Here is a 20,022-nt window from a genome sequence, read left to right as displayed (position 1 = left end):
ACCGCGCGCCGACCCACGACGCCCGCCGTTCCCGATTCGGGGACGGCGGGCGTCGTCGTGTGCGGCGGGTGTCAGTCGCTCGCGGGGTGGGCGAGCGAGCGGTGCAGGAACTCGACCTGGAACAGCAGCAGGTTCTCCGCGACCTGCTCCTGCGGGGTCATGTGGGTGACCCCGGACAGCGGCAGCACCTCGTGCGGATAGCCGGCCGCGAGCAGCGCGCTGCTCAGCCGCAGCGTGTGCGCGGCGACCACGTTGTCGTCGGCGAGGCCGTGCACCAGCATCAGCGCCCGTCGGGTCGACGCCACCTCGCCCAGCTCGGAGCCGGACACCAGTGAACTGCGCCGGTACGCCTCGACCTGCTCGGCGGGCATGCCGTAGTAGCGCTCGGTGTAGTGCGTGTCGTAGAGCGCCATGTCGGTCACCGGCGCGCCGGCGACCGCCGCGTGGAACACGTCGGGGCGGCGCAGCACGGCGAGCGCGGCCAGGTAGCCGCCGTAGGACCAGCCGCGGATGCCCACCCGCGTGGTGTCCAGCCACGGCCGCTCGGCGGCGACCGCCTCCAGGGCGTCCACCTGGTCCTGGAGGCTGATCGGGCCGAGGTCGAGGTGGACCGACTTCTCCCACTCGGGGGAGTGGCCCGGGGTGCCCCGGCCGTCGGCGACCAGCACCGCGAAGCCCTGGTCGGCGAACCACTGCGAGGTCAGGTGCGGGTTGCGCGCGGCGAGCACGCGCGGGCCGTGCGGGCCGCCGTACGGGTCCATCAGGATCGGCAGCCGCTCGCCGGAGGCGGGGTCGAACCCGGTCGGCAGGATCAGCGCGCACGGGATACCGCGGGCGCCGGCGCGGAGCAGTTCGACCCGGGGGGTGAGCACCGGGGTGGCCGCGTGCGAGGTGACCGTGGCGATCTCGGCGCCGCCGCGCAGCACCGCGACCCGGGTGCCGAAGCGCTCCGGCGTGGCGGAGACCAGGACCGTGGTGTCGCCGGCGCGCACCGCGGTGTGCACGCCGGGTTCGGCGCTCACCCGGGTGACCCCGTCGGGGGCGACCCGGTAGACGTGGATCTCGCCGATCTCGGGCGCGCTCGCGTCGGTGCCGGCCGACGCGGTGATCAGCACGTCCTCGTCGGCCACGTCCAGGATCGAGCGCACGAACAGGCGCCGGTCGGTCAGCTCCTTGTCGGCGACCACCACACGCCGCGCACCGTCGGCGTCGACCAGGCGGACCAGTCGGCCGTCGGGCGTCCACGCGGGCACGCCCGGAACCAGGTCGATCCACACGTCGTCGTGCTCGCGGTGCAGCTCGCGGGTGGTCCCGGCGGCGACGTCGACGGCGAGGGTGAGCAGCACCTTCTGGTCGCGCGGTTGCAGGCTCAGGAGCGGGTCGCCGCCGGCCGACCAGTGCACGCTCGCCAGGTAGGGGTAGGCGTCGTGGTCCCAGGTCAGCTCGGTCCGGGCACCGTCGAGGCCGATCAGCCACGCGGTGACCTCGGCGTTGGCGGTGCCGGCCGCCGGGTAGGCCACCTCGCTCGGCGCCGCGGCCGGGTTGGCCGGGTCGCTGATCCACCAGCGGTCCACGGGCGCGTTGTCCACGCGTGCGGCGATCAGCGCGGAGCCGTCGGGGGCCCACCAGTAGCCCCGGAAGCGGTTCATCTCCTCGGCGGCGATGAACTCGGCGAGGCCCCAGGTGACGTCGTCGCCGTCGGGCTCGGCGAGCGCACGATCGCCCGAGCCGTCGGCGGCCACCACCCGCAGCGTGCCGGCGGACACGTAGGCGATCCACTCGCCGGTGGGCGAGGGGCGCGGGTCGATCACCGGACCGGGCACGGCCAGCTCGCGCGGCGCCTCGCCGGCGGACAGGGACACGGCGAACAGCCGGCCCGAAAGGGTGAATACCGCCAGATCCCCGGCATTGTCGAGCGCGTAGCCGACGATGCCGGCCGCCCCCTCGCGACTGCGCTCGCGCCGGGCCCGCTCCTCGGCGGACAGGTCCTCGGCCGCGCCGCCGAGCAGCGTCGCGGGGTCGGCCACCAGGCGCTCGTCGCCGGTGTCCGGATCCAGGATCCACAGACAGGTGGTGGAGTCGTCGGCGGCTTTGGACCGCAGGAATGTGATCCGGCCGTCGGCGAAGCCGAAGCTGCGTGGAGCGCCTTGGGTGAAGCGCTGCGTGCGGGCGTATTGCCGGGGAAATGTGATCTCCGAGCTCATGTGCCACAGCGTACGGGGACGTACGCACACGGGGAGGGGAGACCGGGGAGAGTGCGGACAGCCGTACGAACACCACCTCGCGCCCGCTGAACGAGTGAACGCGACTCGTGACCGTTGGCTTACAGTCTGTGTGTAGACATGTCCCTTTGGGCCCACAGGCCGGCTTCCCCGAGCACGAACTGCGGGTCCCTGCGCACAGGAGGTGCGTGACTGTGGTGGTGTCTGTCTCCGCCGTGCTGCTGCTCGGTGTCACCGTCGTCTTCTTCGTCCGGAAGTCGTCGCTCAAGCCGATGCACGCGATCATCTGCGCCCTGCTCGGCTTCTATCTCTCCGCGACGTCGATGGCCCCCTCGATCCGCGACGCGGGCACGAGCTTCGCGGGAGTGGTGAACGGGATTCATTTCTGAGGGTGCCCTTCGAGCGGGAGCCGCGTCGGCGTGGGGCCGTGAGGTCGCTGCCGGGTCGGCTGTGGGCCGGGGTTTGTAGGCTGGTCTGTCATGACCAATCGATGGCTGGCCAATACCGGTGGCACCCGAGGGCCCGAATACGCCGAGCGGTTTCGCCGGCTCGCGGCCGAGGGGCGTGACCTGCACGGCGAGGCCCGGTTCTGCCACGACCTGCTCCCCGAGCCCGCCCGCGTCCTCGACGCGGGATGCGGCACCGGGCGGGTGGCGATCGAGCTGGCCCGGCAGGGCCACGAGGTGGTCGGCGTCGACCTGGACGCGTCGATGCTGGCCGAGGCCGAGGCGGCGGCGCCCGGTCTGACCTGGGTGCTCGACGATCTGGCCGACCTGGACCCGCTGCAGCTCGGCGGGCGCGGCAGCTTCGACCTGGTCGTGGCCGCGGGCAACGTGATGATCTTCCTGACCCCCGGCAGCGAGGCCGAGGTGGTGCGCGCGCTGGCCGCGATGTTGCGCCCGGGCGGGATCCTGGTCAGCGGATTCAGCCTCGCGGGCGGCCCGGACGGGGTCGGGGCCACGATCACCGCCGCCGAGTACGAGGACGCGTGCGCGGCGGCCGGCCTGGTGCGCCGCACCCGCTACGCCGGATGGGACCGCGAGCCCTGGGTGCCCGGCGGCGACTACCTGGTCGCGGTGCACGCGGCGCCGCCCGGGCGCGGGACCTGAACGGGCGGTCCCGGGGGTGTCCGCGGGCGCGCGTAGGCTGTCGCGCATGACCGAACGCACTACCGAGAGCCCGCTGCGACTGCTGCTCGTCCATGCCCACCCGGACGACGAAGTGATCAACAACGGCGCGTCCATGGCGCGGTACGCGGCCGAGGGTGTGCACGTCACGCTCGTTACCTGCACCCTCGGCGAGGAGGGCGAGATCCTGGTGCCCGAGCTGGCCCATCTGGCGGCCGACCGCGAGGACGGTCTCGGGGCGCACCGGATGACCGAGATCGCCGACTCGATGAAGGCGCTGGGCATTTCCGACCAGCGGTTCCTCGGCGGTCCGGGTCGCTACCGCGACTCCGGGATGATGGGTGTGCCGAGCAACGCGCGGCCCGACTGCTTCTGGCAGGCCGACGTGGAGGAGGCCGCCGCGCACCTGGTGCCGGTGATCCGCGAGGTGCGGCCGCAGGTGCTCGCCACCTACGACGAGCGCGGCGGCTACGGCCACCCCGACCACATCCAGGCCCACCGGGTGGCGCTGCGCGCGGCCGAGTTGGCTGCCGACCCGACCCACGCCGAGGGCGAGGGCGAGTCGTGGACGATCGCGAAGATCTACTACAACGTGATGCCCCGGTCGATCCTCAAGGCCGGCATCGAGCGCATGATCGAGGCCGGGCAGGACGTACCGTTCACCGCGGTCGAGGTGGACGAGTTGCCGTTCGCGGTCGACGACGACCAGGTCACCACGGCGGTGGACGCGGGTGCCCACCTGGAGGCCAAGTTCGAGGCGCTGCGCGCCTATCCCACCCAGGTCTCGGTGGAGGACGGCTTCTTCGCGCTGTCCAACAACATCGGCCAGAGCATCATGGCGGTCGAGCACTATCGACTGGTCCGCGGCGACCTCGGGCCCACCGGCCCGGACGGCCGCGAGGACGACCTGTTCGCCGGACTGCGCCCGTAAGGTAGCCCTCGTGCCAGAGAAAGCCGGCCGCGTCGCGGCATACGTCGTGCTGTTCCTGCTCGGCGTGGTGATCGCCTTCATCGGGGCGTTCACCCAGGCGGCCTACCCGCCCGCCGGGTTGATCGTCGCGCTCGCGGGCAGCGGCGGCCTGTTCGTTGCCGGCGGCTCGCTGCTGAAGGCCAAGGCCGGGGCCGCGGTGCCGGTCGGCGCCTGGATGCTCACCGTGTTGTGGCTGGCGAGTTGGACCAAGCCGGAGGGCGACTGGATCTTCGTCAGCGGCTTCCTCTCGTACATCTACCTCCTGGGTGGCACCATCTTCGGTGTCGCCGCCGCCACTTACCCCTGGGGCGGTATCAAACCCGTCCTTCTTTCGGGTGAATCGGTGAAGACGCGGACGAGGTGAACCCCTTGCGCAGCCATGCTTGCCGACGGCGCGTGCCGGGAGGCACGCGACGGTGCGGGGTAACGGTGTGGCAGGAGCGCAGTATTGTGTGTGCCGAGGTGCGGTACGTGTCATGCCCTGTCCATGGGGCCGTCGCGACCGACTCCTCCGGCCCGTCGTACCGGGCAACCTCGGTGGCCGAGTTCGCCCACGTGCCTTCGGCGGGGAGCACCAGATCCCTCGAAGGCCGTGTCACGACCCGCACGCGGCGGGTGTCAACGCACCGCCGTCGCACTTTCCCGGATACCGTCCGATCCCGGGCGGGGGCGGCCGTGCGCCGCCACGCAACCTTCAGCTGTCGGAGAGCTCGTTCTTCGTGAGTAACGACCAGCCCCCCACGCCCGACGACCCGGGCGCGCAGCCGCGCCGCGACGATCACGATGGTGATCCGCATCCGTTCTTCGGACGCGGGCGGCCGTCGTCGGCGGCGCCCGCCGCCCGCGAGCGATCCGCCGCGCCCGCGTCGTCTCCGCATCCGTCTCCCGATCCGTTCGGGGACGACGACGAGTTCGCGTCGTGGTTCGACGACGAACCGCCCCGGCCCGCGCCCGTCGCGGGGCCGCCGGGAGGTTCGTCGTGGCCCAGCGCGGACGACGATGTGCCGCCCGTCGCGCAGCCGCCCCGGCAGCCGGCCGCGCCGCCGCCGGGACCGGGCGGCCTGCCGCAGCGGGTTCCCGGCGCCTCCGGAGCCAGGAGCCTGACCACCGAGGGCACCGGTGCGCCCGGACCCGTGCCGTTCGCGGACGCGCCGGCCACGCCGTATGTGCCGGGACAGCCCGGACCGGCGCCGGCGCACGAGCCACAACGGCCGCTACCGCCGAACACCGGCTACGGCGTCGCGGGCGAACACGGCGCGGGAGCGTCGGGGCCGGGCCCGGACGAGGTCGGCCGCACCGGCGGCCGGCCGGTCGTACACCCGATCGATCCGGGCGCCTCGGATGCGGCCCGGTCGGCGCCCGAGGGCGGCGCGCTGCCGAACCGGGTGGGTCGGCGTCGGTTGATCGCCGGCTTCGGCACGCCGGAGGCCGGCCCCGCGCCGACCCCGCCGGCCGAGGCCGGCACGGACGCGGAAATGCCCGCAGACGCGGGCGATTCCGGCGACCAGACGATGACCACCCGGGTCAGCATCAAGATCCCGGGATCGCGGCCGATCCCGCCGGTGGTGCTGCGCGGTCAGGCCCCGCTGCCCTCGCAGGAGGCACCGCGGTGGACCCTGGACGGCGACTCGGACGGGCCGTACGAATACCGCACGATGCAGGAACAGGACGCCGCCGACCACGGGTTCCCGCAGTACGGCACGACCGACGCGGCCGGGACCGCCGCGGAGCACCCGGTCGGCGCCGAGGAGCGGACCGACGAGGCGCGCCCGGCCCCGGCCCCGCCCCGGCGGCGCAGGCCGAAGGCGCTGATCGCGTGCGCGGCCGGGATCGCGGTCCTCGGCGGGGTGTACGGCGTGTCGCTGGCCTACGCCGGCGGCGGGGTGCCGCGCGGCACCTCGGTGCTCGGCGTCAACATCGGCGGCCAGTCCCGTGACGAGGCGGTGCGTACGCTCGAACAAAAGCTCGGCGACCGCACCACCAAGCCGATAATGCTCGACCTCGGCGGCAAGGAACTGCGGCTGGAACCGGCCGCGTCCGGGCTGCTCCTGGACGCGCGCGCGACCGTCAGCGAGGCGAGCAAGGGCGGGATGAACCCGCTCACCTCGGTGCCCGCGATGTTCGGCAAGACCCGGGAGACGCAGCCGCGCACCGTGGTGGACCCGGTCAAGCTGGGCGCCGCGCTGGAGGCGCTGGCCGCCGAGGCCGGCGGTGCGCAGGTCGACGGCGGGATCTCGTTCGCGAGCGGCCAGGCCACCGCGGTGCCGCCGGCCAAGGGCAAGGTGTTGGACACCCCCGCCGCGATCAAGCTGGTCGAGGCGGCCTTCCTGCACGGCGGCGGTCCGGTCGCGTTGCCGACCAAGGCCGCCGATCCCAAGGTCACCCAGGCCGAAGTGGACCGGGCGATGCGCGAGTTCGCGGTGCCCGCGATGTCGGGGCCGGTGACCCTGACGGCCGGTACCAAGTCCTTCAAGCTGAACCCGCCGGCGCTGGCCAAGTACCTGACCATGGTCCCGGACGCCGCCGGGAAGTTGCAGCCCAGGATCGACGCGAACGGTCTCCAGGAGGAGTTGGGCCAGACCTTCTCCTCGGTCGGCGAGAAGCCGAAGAACGCCACGTTCAAGGTGGAGGGCAAGCTCACGGCCGGCGCCAAGGTCACCGTCGTGCCGTCCGTGTCCGGCAAGGGCGTCTCCGGCGCCACGGCGGCCGACGCGGTGTTGTCCGTGCTGACCAAGTCCGGCGCGGCGCGCACCGCGAAGGTCAACCTCGGCCCGGTCGAGCCCGCGCTGACCACGGAGGCGGCGAACAAGCTGGGCATCACCGAGGTGATGTCGACCTACACCACGAACTACCCGTACGCCGCGTACCGGTTGACCAACATCCACCGGGCCGCCGATCTGATCACCGGATCGGTGATCAAGCCGGGCGACACCTGGAGCCTGAACAAGACGGTCGGCGAGCGCACCGCGGAGAACGGCTTCGCCAAGGGCACGATCATCAACAACGGGCGCTTCCAGACCGACTTCGGCGGCGGCGTCTCGCAGGTGGCCACGACCACGTTCAACGCGGTGTTCTTCGCCGGGCTCAAGGACGTGATGCACCGCCCGCACAGCTTCTGGATCGACCGCTACCCGCCCGGTCGCGAGGCCACGGTGGCCTGGCCGTCGCTGGACCTGAAGTTCCAGAACGACTCCGGGAAGAACGTCTACCTGGAGTCCACGTACACCGATTCCACGGTGACCGTGACGCTGTTCGGCACCCGCAAGTACGACGACATCAAGGCCGAGCCCGGCACCAAGTACGACGTGGTCAAGCCCAAGTCGGTGGTGGACAAGTCGGCGGGCTGCGTGGAGCAGGCCGCGTCGGACGGGTTCAAGATCGACGTGACCCGGGTGTTCATCCAGGGCGGCAAGGAAACCGCCCGGGAGAAGTTCCACACCAAGTACGACCCGGCCGACAAGATCACCTGTGACAAGTCCGGCGGCGCGGGCGAGGGCGAGGGTCAGGGCCGCACGGCCGACTCACCCCCGCCGGGCGCACTGCCGGTACGGATGTCGGACGACTAGCGGCTGCCGAGGCGGCGGACGCACGAGGCGGGGCCGGATCGCACCTACGGGCGATCCGGCCCCGCCTTCGCCGTGTCGGCCCGGCCCCGCGAAGCCCTCGCCTCACGGCCCGGCGCGGCCCACGTCCCGTGACAGGTCGAGGGCCAGGAACCGGTCGACGTGTGCCAACGCCTCGAAGCGTGCCCCCGGCGCCACCTTCTCGTCGCGGGCCAGCTCGACCAGGAGCCGGATCGCCGTGCGGGTGTCCAGGTCGGCGTCGAGCGCGGCGTGGATCGGCCCGATCGCCGCGGCCGGCATCGGCGCGGACGGGGACTCGGCGCACGTGGCGGTCCGGGCGCGCAGTTCGGCGAGGACGGCCGTCGCGTCGGCCGCCCCGTGATACCCGGCGTGGTCCGCGCGCAGCGGCTCGTCGGCGGCCAGCGAGAGCAGGATCAGCCGCAGCACGAGCGGATCCTCGGGGTGCGGGACCGGCCGGCGAGGCGCGGCGTCGACCACCGCCGCCGGATGCAACACGTGCACCCGGGCGCGCGGCCCCTCGTCCCCGTCCTCGCCGAAGTACAGGTCGATCGCGCCGTCGGGCTGCCCCGTGGCGGGCAGCGGCATGTTGTACCGGCCGTAGCCCGCGGCGTCCGCCACCTGCGCGCGATAGGGCAGGTGGTGGACGGTCACGGTCAGGTGGTGTCGGCCGGCGACCCGGCGGAAGGTGTCGGCGATGATCGCCGCGCGCAGCGAACGGCTCGGGTAGGCCACCCGCACCCGCCTGCCGATCGAGGTGGTCACGAGTTCGGACTTGCCGGTCTGGGAGTCGGTCAGTCGCACCATGGCGGCCACGCTAGTCCCGGGAGCGGGCGGGGGCGGCGGTTCGCGGGGGTTGGACACGGTGAGGTCCGGACGGGCGCGCCGGTTCCGCGGCCGGGGTGCGGCGCCCATGACATCTGTCATGCCCTGATCAGGAGGTTTCCCACTTCGCCGGCCGCGGGCGGTCGGCCAGGCTGGGGGCATGACGATCACGGCTGGGAAACAGACGACCGCGCCGGCCGTCGCGCTCGGCGGGGTGAGCAAGTGCTTCGGTGAATTGCGCGCCGTGGACGGGCTCGACCTCGAACTGCGCCAAGGGGAGACCGTCGCGCTGCTCGGGCCCAACGGTGCCGGCAAGTCGACCACGCTCGACCTGTTGCTCGGGCTGAGCCGGCCCACCGAGGGCACGGTCGCGCTGTTCGGCGGCGATCCGCGCGACGCGATCCGGCGCGGTCAAGTCGGCGCGATGTTGCAGACCGGTGGCCTGATGCCGGACGTGACCGTCGGCGAGATGATCGGCCTGGCCCGCGACCTGCATCCGCGCCCGCTGCCGCGTGCGGACGTGCTGCGTCGCGCCGGCATCGAGGACCTGGTCGACAAGAACGTCGACAAGCTCTCCGGCGGCCAGGCCCAGCGGGTGCGCTTCGCGATGGCGATCGCGGGTGAGGTGGACCTGATCGTCCTGGACGAGCCCACCACCGGGATGGACGTGGACAGCCGGCAGCGGTTTTGGGTCAGCATGCGCGAGCAGGCCGAACTGGGCCGCACCGTGTTGTTCGCGACGCACTACCTGGAGGAGGCGGACAACGTCGCCGACCGGGTGCTCGTGCTGCACCGGGGGCGGTTGCTCGCCGACGCCAGCGCCGCGCAGATCAAGGCCCGGGCCGGGCTGCGCCGGATCGCGTTCGACCTGGACCGGGCGGTCGAGCAGGACGAGGCCGTGCTGCGCGCGCTGCCCGGCATCGCGCACATCGAACTGAGCGGCCACACCGTGCGCATCCGCAGCGGCGACGCCGACGAGACGGTGGCCGCGATCTACGCCGCCGGCCTGCGTCCGCGCGGCCTGGAGGTCGCCGGTCTCGGTCTGGAGCAGGCGTTCCTGGCGATCACCCAGCAGGCGGACGAGGCGGAAGGAAAGGGCATCCCGGCATGAGGACGTTGATGAGACTCGAAGTGCTGAGGATGTTGCGCAACCGGCGCTACCTGCTCTTCACGCTGGCGTATCCGGTCGCGATGTACCTGATCTTCGGCAGCCAGTCGGGAGACGTGGACGGCACCGACGTGTCCGCGTACGTGATGGTGTCGATGGCCTCGTTCGGCGCGGTCGGCGCGGTGCTCAGCGCCGGTGTGCAGCGGATCGCGGCGGAGCGGCAGAGCGGCTGGACCCGGCAGTTGCGGCTGACCACGCTCACCGGGCGGCAGTACGTGATCTCCAAGCTCGTCTCGGCGGCGGTGGTCGGCCTGCCCGCGATCGTGCTCGTGCTGGGCACCGGCTTCCTGCGCGGGGTGCGGCTGGACGCGTGGCAGTGGGGCGTGATCGTGATCGCGCTGTGGTTCGGCTCGTTCGTGTTCGCCGTGCTCGGGATCGGGCTCGGCTACCTCGTCGCCCCCGACTCCGCGCAGCCGCTGTTCATGCTGGTCTACCTGGGCATGGCGGTGCTGGGTGGCATGTGGGTCCCGCTGAGCGGGTTTCCGCAGGTCCTCCAGGACATCGGCCACGTGATGCCGACGTATCGCTACGGGCAACTGGGCTGGGAGGTACTGGCCGGGCATCGGCCCCGCGTCGCCGACGTGGTGGTGCTCGCCGTGTACCTGGTCGCGTTCACCGCGCTGGCCGCCTGGCGCTACCGTCGCGACGAGCAGAAGGTGGCGGCCTGATCCGGGGCCGCTCGCCCGACGGGACGGTCCCGAGGCGTGGTGGGACCTGTTCCCGAGAAGGAGCGCGTGACATGCGGTGGTCGGACGCGACACGGCAGGACTCGACGCGTGGGCGGGCCATCCGGATGTCGTGGTCGTTGCTCTGGTTGTTCTTCCTGACCCCGGTGGTGCACGACCTGGCCACCGGGGGGTACGGGCCGGTGCGCCTGACGGTGGGCTCGATCGGGCTGCTCGTGGTGGTGGTCTGCTACGTCGCGCTGGTGTTCGGCGGGGTCGGCTGGTTCGGCCTGTTCGGTCGGGTGGAGGCGGTGCTGCGCCGGGCGCTCGACACCGAGCGGGCCCAGTCGGGGGCCTGTCTGCTGCTGTGGGCGGTCGCGGTCGGGCTGATCCTGACCTTCGACGACGCCTGGCTCGGCCTGATGGTCTACGTCGCGGTGTCGGTGGGGGCCGGGCTGCGCTTCCCATGGTCGATGTGGGGGATCCTGGGTTGCGCGGCCTCCGGGCTCGGGCTCGGGGTGCTGCTCGGCGCTGCCGGCAACGACCTGCTGGTCCTGGCGTTCGTCACGGTGCTCACCGGCGGGGTGATGATCGGGGTGCGCCGACTCCTGGAGACCCTGGTCGAACTGCGCGAGGCCCGGGAGATCGTGGCCCGGCTCTCGGCCAACGAGGAACGCCTGCGGATGGCCCGCGACCTGCACGACGTGCTCGGCCACTCGTTGTCGCTGATCACCCTCAAGAGCGAACTCGCCGGCCGCTTCCTGCCCGAGCACGTGGACCGCGCGGCCGAACAGGTCGCCGACATCGAGCGGGTCGGCCGGCAGGCGCTGGTGGACGTGCGCGAGGCGGTGAGCGGCTACCGGCGGCCGACCTTCGCGGTCGAGCTGGCGGGCGCCCGGATCGCGGCGCGCGCGGTGGGCATCGAGCTGACCGTGGTGCCCGAGCAGTGGCCGCAGTGCCCGGACCCGGAGGCGGAGGCGGTGCTCGCCTGGGCGCTGCGCGAGGCGGTCACCAACACGATGCGGCACAGCGGCGCGCGGCGCTGCACGGTGCGCCTGGACACCGGCGCGATCTGGCGACTGGACATCCGCGACGACGGGCGCGGTGCGACGGGTGGTGAGGGCAACGGGCTGACCGGGCTGCGCGAGCGATTCGCCCTGGCCCACGGCACCATCGAGGTCGGCGGCGGGGAGCACGGGCGCGGGTTCGGGTTGACCGCTTCGGTCCCGGTGCTTCCCGGAAAGACCGCCGAGCGCCGGATTGCCCCCGGAGCACCGGAAGCGACCCGCTAACGTTCGGGCCGTGATCAACGTACTGCTCGCCGAGGACCAGGCCATGGTGCGCGAGGCGCTGGCCGCGTTGCTCGGCCTGGAGGAGGACATCCGGGTTGTCGCCCAGGTCGCGCGCGGGGACGAGGTGGTCGATGCGGTGCGGGCGAGCGGCGCCGACGTGGCGCTGCTCGACATCGAGATGCCGGGACGCGACGGTCTGGCCGCCGCCGCCGAGTTGCGCCGCGCACTGCCCGGTTGCCGGATCGTCATCCTGACCACGTTCGGCCGCCCCGGCTATCTGCGCCGGGCGATGGAGGCGGGCGCGGACGCGTTCCTGGTCAAGGACGCACCCGCCGCGCAACTGGCCGACGCCGTACGCCGGGTGCTGCGCGGCGAGCGGGTGATCGACCCCACGCTCGCGGCCACCGCGCTCTCCGTCGGCGCCGACCCGCTGACCGAGCGCGAGCGCGACGTGCTGCGCGCGGCGTCGGGCGGCTCGACGGTGTCCGAGATCGCGACCCTGCTGCGCCTGTCCGAGGGCACCGTGCGCAACCACCTGTCCTCGTGCATCGGCAAGACGCACGCCCGCAACCGGGCGGACGCGGTGCGCATCGCGCACGACAACGGCTGGCTCTGACCGGCGCCGGTACGGGTGTCCGGATCGCGCGGTTGCCCCGGTGGCGTACGGGTCGCCGACGGAATGTGGGACCGGCATCCCCCGTTGTGGGACAACGGATCTTTCCCGCCGGCGCCCCGGGAGGATCGATGGGACCGGGGCCCGAAGGCCGGTAGAGTCCTCGTGCCCGGCGGCCCGAGTGCCGTCGGAGAGGATGTCGGAGGAATGGGCATGGGGTCGCACCGGGCAGGCGGTCCCGAACCGGGCACCCGTCGTCCCCGTCGGGAACGCATCCGCTGGGCCGTCGCGAGTGCCGTGCTCGCCGCGTTGCCGGCCGCCTTGGTGGTGGCGCTGTCCGGGGACTCGTCCGACGCCGATCACCTGCTCAGCGCCGACTACGTGCGCACCGGATCCTGGCCCAGCGGCTACAGCGGCCAGTACGTGCTGCGCAACGCCGGCTCCGACACGGTCGAGGGCTGGACCCTGCGCTTCGACCTGCCGGCGGGCACGCGGATCGCCACCGTATGGAACGGCCGGCTCGAACCGGCGGCCGGCCGCTACACCGTGCGCAACGAGAACTGGAACCGGGCGCTGCGGCCGGGTGAGAGCATCGTGGTCGGCTTCGAGGTCCGCCGGGACGGAGTCGGCGTGCCGACCGCGACCGAGCCGGTCCGCGCCGACGGGCCGACCGCCTGCACGATCAACGACAAGCCGTGCGGCGGGTCGGCCGGGCCCGGACCGGACGAGCGGACCGGCCCGCCCGGGTCGACGCCGGCCGCGAGCCCGTCCGCCGGCCTCGACCGGCACACCGGGACCCCGACCCCGACCGGCACCGGCCGGGGCGGCGCGACGACGTCGCCCCCCGCGGCCCCGCCGGTGACCGCGTCCCCGACCGATGCCACGCCGCGCTCGGGCACGATCGAACACCTCGCGCCCTACCTGGACATGACGCTTGACCCCACCCGGGCCGGATCGTCGGGCGTGCGCGACCGCACCCTCGCCTATGTCGTGGACGGCGGTGGTTGCCGGCCGATGTGGGGCGGGGTGACCCGCCTCGACGACCCCGCGACCACCGCCCGAATCGCCGCGCTGCGCGAGACCGGCGGATCGATCAGGGTCGCCTTCGGCGGCGCCGGCGGCACCGACCTCGCGGTGTCCTGCGGCAGCCCGGAGGAGCTGGTGGCCGCCTATCGGCAGGTTTTGGACGCCACCGGGACCGACGCGATGGATCTGGACATCGAGGGCCGCGCGCTGGTCCGCCCCGATGTGGTGCAGCGGCGCAACGCGGCGCTGCGGTTGCTCCAGGAGGACGCGCGGCGGGCGGACCGGCGGGTGGACGTCGGCTACTCGCTGCCGGTGCATCCGCTCCAGGGCTTGGGCGACGAGGCCAAGGCGCTGCTGCGGGACGCCGCTGCGCGGCAGGTCGAGGTCTCCTACGTGAACATCAAGGCGATGAACTACGGCGCCGGGGTCGCGCCCCGGCCGCAGGGACGGATGGGCCGCTTCGCCGCCGACGCCGCGCACGCGCTCCAGGCGCAGATCCGCGAGGTGTGGCCGCATCTGACCCAGGAACAGGCCTGGCGGCGGGTGTCGGTGACGGTGATGATCGGCCGCAACGACGTGCCGGGTGAGGTGTTCACCCTGGAGGACGCGCGCCGGTTCGCCGACTTCGCCCGGCAGAACCACCTGGGACGGGTCGCGTGGTGGTCCGCCGCGCGGGACCGACCGTGCGCCGACGGCACCGCGACCGAGACCGGCGCCGACCCCACGTGCAGCGGGATGGCCCAGGAGCCGGAGGCGTTCCTGCGCGCACTCGGCGGCTGAGCGCGGGCGGACCCGGGCGTGGCGCCGGCCACCGGCCCGGTGCGGTCGCACGGCACTCGGGGCGGCCCCGCGCCGGGCGGGGTGTGGCCGGTTCCGGTGGGTCGGGTGGAGGACTGGGTTGGTCGCTGCCGGGTGCGTGCGAACCGAAGAGGCAACCTTATGGTTGTTCGGTTCGAGTGCTTTCTCGATGCGGCGAGCGCGGCGAGGAGTCCCGCCGGACAGGGCCTAGTTCAGCCGGGCCCGGGCCGCCTTCGCCTCGGTGAGCATGCCCTCCGCGGCCTTGGGGTCGATGTGCTTGACCAGTTCGGCGTACTCCTCCAGCTGCCGCGCGCCCGCCGCGAATTGGCCGGTCCTGGCGAGCAGTGTGCCGCGCTCGTGGCGCAGCGCCGCCGGGTGGCGCGGCAGCAGCAGGGACAGCTCGACGGCCCACAGCCGGGTCCAGGCACCCTCGATCCCGCGCTCGGGCTGCGCCGCCCAGGCGCGGATGTTGTTCAACATCCGGAGCAGGATCGCGGTCGGCCGCGCCGGTTGCAGCAGCGTCGGATCGCCGGGCCGGCCACCCGCCTCCGCGGCCAGTCGGCGGGCCCGGGACACCGACAGCGGTACCCCGCCGTGGAACGGGTCGGCCAGCTCGAACTCGCCGTCGGGATCCCCGATCCCGACCACGAAATGTCCCGGCAACGCGACGCCGTACACCGGCAGCCCGGCCCGGCGGCCGACGTCGATCCACACCACCGACAGCAGGATCGGCAATCCGCGGCGGCGGCGCAGCACCTCGTGCAGCAGCGACGAGCGCAGGTCGGCGTAGTCGGACTGCTGCCCGAGGAATCGGGCCCGCCCGCCGAGCACCCGCGCCAGCGCCGCGGCGGCCCCCGGCGGGTCGAAGCCGGGCCCCGCCTCGGCCCGCACTGCCGCCGCGAGCCGCTCCAACTCGGCGATTCCCACGGCCGGATCGAACGCCGGATCGACCTCGACGCCCATCAGCAGCGCGGCCTCGGCCAGATCCACCTCGTCGGCCCGCACGACCGCCGCGAACCGGTCGCGGGGATTCCCGGGAGCGCTCACGTGGCGGCCGGGGAGCGGCGGTAGTGGTAGCCGTGGTGGTCGGTGTAGCCGAGCGCGTCGTAGAGCTCGCGCGCCGCCCGGTTGTCCGACTCCACCTGGAGCCAGCCGGTGACCGCGCCGCCCGCGAGCGCCCGGTCGGTCAGCGCCTTGACGATCGCCCGCGCGTGGCCGCGTCTGCGGTGCGCCGGGTCCACCTCCAGGCCGGCGAAGCCCGCGTAGCGGCCGAGTACGCACACCCGGCCGATGGCGACCGGCCGGCCCGACTCGGGGTCGGACACGGTCGCGAACAGCGTCCCCGGGGGCCCCTGGAGCACGTGCCGCTCGGCGCCGCCGGCGTGTCGCGCGACCCGGTGGTAGAGCGAGACCCACCCGTCGGTGAGGGTGGTCCCGACCTCGACCCGGCTCGCGTCCACGTCGCGCAGCACGTCGGCCGCGCGCACCAGGCGCCCGGTGCGCATCAGCGCGTCGCCCTCGGCCGGCCACCCGGCGGCGTCGAGGAAACGGTCGAACGGGTCCTCGTGCGCGACCTGGAACAGCGTCGGCAGGTCGCGTGCCGAATACCAGGCATTCACTCGATCGAGTGCCTCCGGGAAGGGCATGTCGGGCTCGCCGAGGACCAGCACCGAGTTGGCCCGCCGGGTGAATCCGCCGGCCGCGCGCAGCAGCCACTCGCCGAAGGCGGCGACCTCGGGGGCGGGCCAGGACCGACTGGCCACGTCCTGCAGGCGGGCCGGGGTGAGCCGCCGTACGGGTGGCGGGACCACCTTGGCGGCGACGATGCTCGCTTCCGCCACCCGGGCGATACTGCCGTCCCTGCGGGTGATTGTCAGCACACCGTCGCGCCAGTCCACGAGGTCGCCCACGACGTCGGAATAGCTCGCCTCGGCGTCCTCGGGCGGCAGTTCGCGGCGCACCGACACGCGTCTGCCCACATCCCGCGGTGTGATCCTCTTCACCTGTCCGGCATCCCCGATCCGTGCTGACCTCGTCCGCCCACGTCTGCTGACATGTTCCCGGCCCACAGGTAAGGGCCACCTGCTAGGAGTAGGCCCCGGCCCACCGCGATACTAGTTGTGGGCACCGACGTTGCCGCGCTCCCGCGCACCCTGTACCGCCCGCATGAGGAGGAACCCGACGTGACCTACGTCATCGCGCAGCCCTGCGTCGACCTGAAGGACAAGGCATGCATCGAGGAGTGCCCCGTCGACTGCATCTACGAGGGTGAGCGTGCGCTGTACATCCACCCCGACGAATGCGTCGACTGTGGAGCCTGCGAGCCGGTCTGCCCGGTCGAGGCGATTTTCTACGAGGACGACACCCCGGAGCAGTGGAAGGACTACTACAAGGCGAACGTGGAGTTCTTCGACGACCTCGGCTCCCCGGGCGGCGCCTCGAAGATGGGTCTGATCGCCAAGGACCACCCGCTCATCGCCGCGTTGCCGCCGCAGGCGACCGGCGAGTAGAGCGTCGTGACCGCTTCGCACAACGGTGCGCGGCCGCTTCCCGACCCCGCCGACGCGCGGGGCCGGGAAGCACGTCGCGTCACCGACCTGCTCCCCGTTTTCCCCTGGGACCGGCTCGAGCCGTTCGGCGCGAGCGCGCGGGCCCATCCCGACGGCGTGGTCGACCTGTCGGTGGGCACCCCCGTCGACCCCACGCCGGAGCTGATTCGCGCCGCGCTGTGCGCCGCCGCCGACGCGCCGGGCTACCCGACCGTGTTCGGCAAGCCGGAGCTGCGCGAGTCGATCGCCGGGTGGTTGCGCCGCCGGCTCGGCGTCACCGGGGCGAGTGCGGACGCCGTGCTCCCGGTGATGGGTACGAAGGAACTGGTCGCGGCACTGCCCAACCAGCTCGGGCTCGGCCCGGGCGACACCGTCGCGCACCCGGCGCTGGCGTACCCCACCTACGACGTGGGCGCGCGGCTGGCCGGGGCCACCCCGCTGCCGGTGGTGGACGGCACCCTGCCCGATCCCGCCGGGGTGCGGATGATCTGGCTGAACTCGCCGGGCAACCCGCACGGTGCGGTGCGCACGCTCGAGGAGACCCGCGCGATCGTGGCGTGGGCCCGTGAGCACGACGTGCTGGTCGTCTCCGACGAGTGCTACATCGAGCTGTGCTGGGACACCCAGGCGGTGTCCGTACTGCACCCCGACGTCTGCGGCGACTCGCACCGGGGTCTGCTCGCGGTGCACTCGTTGTCCAAGCGCAGCAACCTGGCCGGCTATCGCGCCGGGTTCGTCACCGGCGACCCCGCGGTGATCCGCGAGCTGCTCGCGGTGCGTAAACACTCGGGACACATCGTGCCCGGCCCGGTACAGGCGGCGATGACCGTCGCCTTCGCCGACGACGAGCACGTGGCCGCGCAGAAGGCGCGCTACGCGGCCCGGCGCGCGGCGCTGCGCGGCGCCCTGGAGTCGGCGGGCTTCCGGATCGAGCACTCGCAGGCGAGCCTGTACCTGTGGGCCACGCGCGACGAGGACTGCTGGGAGACCGTGGCCTGGTTCGCCGAGCGCGGCATCCTGGTCGCGCCGGGCGACTTCTACGGGCCGCTGGGCGATCGGCACGTGCGGCTCGCGTTCACCGCGACCGACGAGCGGATCGCGGCGGGCGTGAAGCGGCTGCACGAGGTCTGAGCGAGCGGTCGCGGACGCTCGGAGCCGAGGGTCGCGTTCGGGGACGGCGATAGGCTTCCGGCATGACCGTGAAGCTCGATCTGTCCCAGGACGCGGCATCGCTCACCGCGCAACTCGTCGACATCCCGTCGGTCAGCGGCGACGAGCGGGTGCTCGCCGACGCGGTGGAGGAGGCGCTGCGCGCCTTCCCGCACCTGACCGTGTACCGGGACGGCGACTCGGTCGTCGCCCGCACCGAACTCGGGCGCGCCGAGCGCATCCTGATCGCGGGTCACCTGGACACCGTGCCGATCGCGGACAACGTGCCGTCCCGGATCGAGGGTCCGCTGATGTACGGGTGCGGCACCTCCGACATGAAGAGCGGCGTCGCGGTGCAACTGCGACTCGCCGCGCACCTGCCCGAGCCCAATCGCGACGTGACCTACGTGTTCTACGACTGCGAGGAGGTCGAGGCCGCCCGCAACGGGCTGCTGCGGCTGGCGAACAACCACCCCGAGTGGCTGGTCGCCGACTTCGCGGTGCTGATGGAGCCCACCGGCGGCGCGGTCGAGGGCGGCTGCCAGGGCACGTTGCGGGTCAAGGTGACCACCACCGGCACCCGCGCCCACTCGGCCCGCTCGTGGCTGGGCGACAACGCGATCCACGCCGCGGCGCCGATCCTGGCCCGGTTGCAGGCGTACGAGGGCGCGCGGGTGGAGATCGACGGCCTCGAATACCGCGAGGGATTGAACGCGGTGAAGATCGAGGGCGGGGTCGCGGGCAACGTGATCCCGGACGTGTGCGCGGTGACGGTCAACTTCCGCTTCGCGCCCAATCGCAGTGTCGAGCAGGCGCTGGCGCACGTGTGCGACGTGTTCGCCGGGTACGACGTGGTGCTCACCGACGAGGCCGCCGGCGCCCTGCCCGGTCTGGACCGGCCCGCCGCGGCGGCGTTCGTGGCGGCGATCGGGACCCCGCCGCGGGCCAAGTTCGGCTGGACCGACGTCGCGCGCTTCTCCGCCCTCGGCATTCCGGCGGTGAACTACGGGCCGGGCGATCCGAACCTGGCGCACAAGCGGGACGAGCACGTGGAGATCGCGCTGATCGGAGCCGGCGAGGAGCGGCTGCGGCGCTGGCTGGGCTGACCCGGGCGGGCGGAAATGCGATCGGGCCCCGGCTCGGCGTGACAGGGTGGCCGGATGGACGCGCGATTCGCTCCGGAGGAGCCACCCGAGTTCGCCTCGCCCAGCGAGGTGGAGGAACAACATCCCGGCATGGGGCACCTCGGCACCGAGGCGTGGCGGGTGTTGCGGATCCAGACCGAGTTCGTGGACGGGTTCGGCATGCTCGCCGACCTCGGCCGCGCGGTCAGCGTGTTCGGCTCGGCCCGGACCAAACCGGGCTCGGCCGAGTACCGCATCGGCGAGCGGGTCGGGCGGGCCCTGGCGGAGGCCGGCTACGCGGTGATCACCGGCGGCGGCCCCGGCGCGATGGAGGCGGCCAACAAGGGCGCCCGGGACGCCGGCGGACAGTCGGTGGGCGTCGGCATCAAGCTGCCGTTCGAGTCCGGGCTGAACCCGTACGTGGACCGCGGCATCACCTTCCGCTACTTCTTCGCGCGCAAGACGATGTTCGTCAAGTACGCGCAGGGCTTCATCGTGCTGCCGGGCGGGATCGGCACGCTGGACGAGTTGTTCGAGGCGCTCACCCTGGTGCAGACCGGCAAGGTCACACACTTCCCGGTGGTGCTGATCGGCCGCGACTACTGGACCGGACTGGTCGACTGGGTGCGCGACGTGGTGATCGCCCAGGGCAAGGCGTCGCCCGCCGACCTGGACCTGATCCGGATCACCGACGACGTGGACGAGGCGGTGCGGATCATCCGCGACGCCGATCTGGAGTGCTCGAAACTGGAGGCCGAGGCACGCGCGGACAAGGCCGCCGCCGAAGGACGCGCCGCCGGCGGGGCGATTGCCACCTGACGGGCATGCGGGAGCCCCGTCGTGTTCACTCGGGCGACACCGACGGGCGAAAGCGTAGGGGCGTCCCGATATCTCCCGCCTGTCACAGGAGAAA

Annotated in this window: 18 protein-coding genes; 14 read left to right on the top strand and 4 right to left on the bottom strand. The window is 73.0% G+C overall.

Features of this window, described 5'->3' with window-relative positions; all coding sequences use genetic code 11:
- Positions 1-71: 71 nt before the first annotated feature.
- The gene (locus ACWGR4_RS23500) at positions 72-2,204 is read right to left on the bottom strand and encodes a prolyl oligopeptidase family serine peptidase (RefSeq protein WP_379999736.1); all 2,133 of its coding nucleotides are present in this window, start codon (positions 2,202-2,204) and stop codon (positions 72-74) included.
- Between the two features lie 212 nt (positions 2,205-2,416).
- Between ACWGR4_RS23500 and ACWGR4_RS23495 the strand changes: the two genes are divergently transcribed.
- The 5 genes from ACWGR4_RS23495 (at position 2,417) to ACWGR4_RS23475 (ending at position 7,885) form a co-directional block, all read left to right on the top strand.
- A complete protein-coding gene (locus ACWGR4_RS23495; RefSeq protein WP_380000028.1) occupies positions 2,417-2,611 on the top strand; it encodes a DUF2304 domain-containing protein in 195 nt (64 codons plus the stop codon).
- 90 nt (positions 2,612-2,701) lie between these two features.
- Complete coding sequence (locus ACWGR4_RS23490) at positions 2,702-3,331, top strand: class I SAM-dependent methyltransferase (RefSeq protein ID WP_379999738.1); 630 nt, start codon at positions 2,702-2,704, stop codon at positions 3,329-3,331.
- A gap of 46 nt (positions 3,332-3,377) precedes the next feature.
- Positions 3,378-4,280: an N-acetyl-1-D-myo-inositol-2-amino-2-deoxy-alpha-D-glucopyranoside deacetylase gene (gene mshB / locus ACWGR4_RS23485; protein WP_379999740.1), complete on the top strand. Its 903-nt coding sequence runs from the start codon at positions 3,378-3,380 to the stop codon at positions 4,278-4,280.
- A 10-nt stretch (positions 4,281-4,290) separates the two neighbouring features.
- Entirely contained in the window at positions 4,291-4,683 is a 393-nt protein-coding gene (locus ACWGR4_RS23480) for a DUF6113 family protein (RefSeq protein ID WP_379999742.1), read from the top strand.
- Between the two features lie 355 nt (positions 4,684-5,038).
- Entirely contained in the window at positions 5,039-7,885 is a 2,847-nt protein-coding gene (locus tag ACWGR4_RS23475) for a VanW family protein (protein WP_452133345.1), read from the top strand.
- 102 nt (positions 7,886-7,987) lie between these two features.
- Here ACWGR4_RS23475 and ACWGR4_RS23470 read toward each other — a convergent pair whose 3' ends face one another.
- Entirely contained in the window at positions 7,988-8,707 is a 720-nt protein-coding gene (locus ACWGR4_RS23470) for a hypothetical protein (RefSeq protein WP_379999746.1), read from the bottom strand.
- Positions 8,708-8,885: 178 nt separating this feature from the next.
- Here ACWGR4_RS23470 and ACWGR4_RS23465 point away from each other — a divergent pair, with 178 nt between their 5' ends.
- From ACWGR4_RS23465 to ACWGR4_RS23445, 5 genes are all read left to right on the top strand, one after another.
- Positions 8,886-9,836, top strand: coding sequence for an ABC transporter ATP-binding protein (locus ACWGR4_RS23465; RefSeq protein WP_379999748.1), 951 nt, complete (start codon positions 8,886-8,888; stop codon positions 9,834-9,836).
- Positions 9,837-9,844: 8 nt separating this feature from the next.
- Positions 9,845-10,561 (top strand): ABC transporter permease, encoded by a 717-nt coding sequence (locus ACWGR4_RS23460; protein ID WP_379999750.1) that lies wholly within the window; start codon positions 9,845-9,847, stop codon positions 10,559-10,561.
- 71 nt (positions 10,562-10,632) lie between these two features.
- On the top strand, positions 10,633-11,850 hold the full coding sequence (locus ACWGR4_RS23455) for a sensor histidine kinase (RefSeq protein WP_379999752.1): 1,218 nt from the start codon (positions 10,633-10,635) through the stop codon (positions 11,848-11,850).
- 10 nt (positions 11,851-11,860) lie between these two features.
- Positions 11,861-12,466: a response regulator transcription factor gene (locus tag ACWGR4_RS23450; RefSeq protein ID WP_452133635.1), complete on the top strand. Its 606-nt coding sequence runs from the start codon at positions 11,861-11,863 to the stop codon at positions 12,464-12,466.
- Between the two features lie 210 nt (positions 12,467-12,676).
- Positions 12,677-14,269, top strand: a complete 1,593-nt coding sequence (locus ACWGR4_RS23445; RefSeq protein WP_452133634.1) for a glycoside hydrolase family 18 protein — start codon at positions 12,677-12,679, stop codon at positions 14,267-14,269.
- A 225-nt stretch (positions 14,270-14,494) separates the two neighbouring features.
- Here ACWGR4_RS23445 and ACWGR4_RS23440 read toward each other — a convergent pair whose 3' ends face one another.
- Together ACWGR4_RS23440 and ACWGR4_RS23435 are read right to left on the bottom strand one after the other, a co-directional pair.
- A complete protein-coding gene (locus ACWGR4_RS23440) occupies positions 14,495-15,334 on the bottom strand; it encodes a SirB1 family protein (RefSeq protein WP_395794416.1) in 840 nt (279 codons plus the stop codon).
- Positions 15,331-16,266, bottom strand: coding sequence for a GNAT family N-acetyltransferase (locus ACWGR4_RS23435; protein ID WP_452133633.1), 936 nt, complete (start codon positions 16,264-16,266; stop codon positions 15,331-15,333). Before ACWGR4_RS23435 ends, ACWGR4_RS23440 begins: the two co-directional genes overlap by 4 nt.
- 204 nt (positions 16,267-16,470) lie before the next feature.
- Here ACWGR4_RS23435 and fdxA point away from each other — a divergent pair, with 204 nt between their 5' ends.
- The 4 genes from fdxA (at position 16,471) to ACWGR4_RS23415 (ending at position 19,928) form a co-directional block, all read left to right on the top strand.
- On the top strand, positions 16,471-16,797 hold the full coding sequence (gene fdxA / locus ACWGR4_RS23430) for a ferredoxin (protein ID WP_020556628.1): 327 nt from the start codon (positions 16,471-16,473) through the stop codon (positions 16,795-16,797).
- An 87-nt stretch (positions 16,798-16,884) separates the two neighbouring features.
- The gene (dapC, locus tag ACWGR4_RS23425; protein WP_452133636.1) at positions 16,885-17,967 is read left to right on the top strand and encodes a succinyldiaminopimelate transaminase; all 1,083 of its coding nucleotides are present in this window, start codon (positions 16,885-16,887) and stop codon (positions 17,965-17,967) included.
- A gap of 62 nt (positions 17,968-18,029) precedes the next feature.
- A complete protein-coding gene (dapE, locus tag ACWGR4_RS23420) occupies positions 18,030-19,091 on the top strand; it encodes a succinyl-diaminopimelate desuccinylase (RefSeq protein WP_379999762.1) in 1,062 nt (353 codons plus the stop codon).
- Between the two features lie 54 nt (positions 19,092-19,145).
- On the top strand, positions 19,146-19,928 hold the full coding sequence (locus tag ACWGR4_RS23415; protein WP_379999764.1) for an LOG family protein: 783 nt from the start codon (positions 19,146-19,148) through the stop codon (positions 19,926-19,928).
- Positions 19,929-20,022: the final 94 nt, after the last annotated feature.

Source organism: Embleya sp. NPDC055664 (assembly GCF_053618075.1).
Note: the sequence above shows the minus strand (reverse complement) of the source record. Positions and strands in the feature narration are given on the sequence as shown.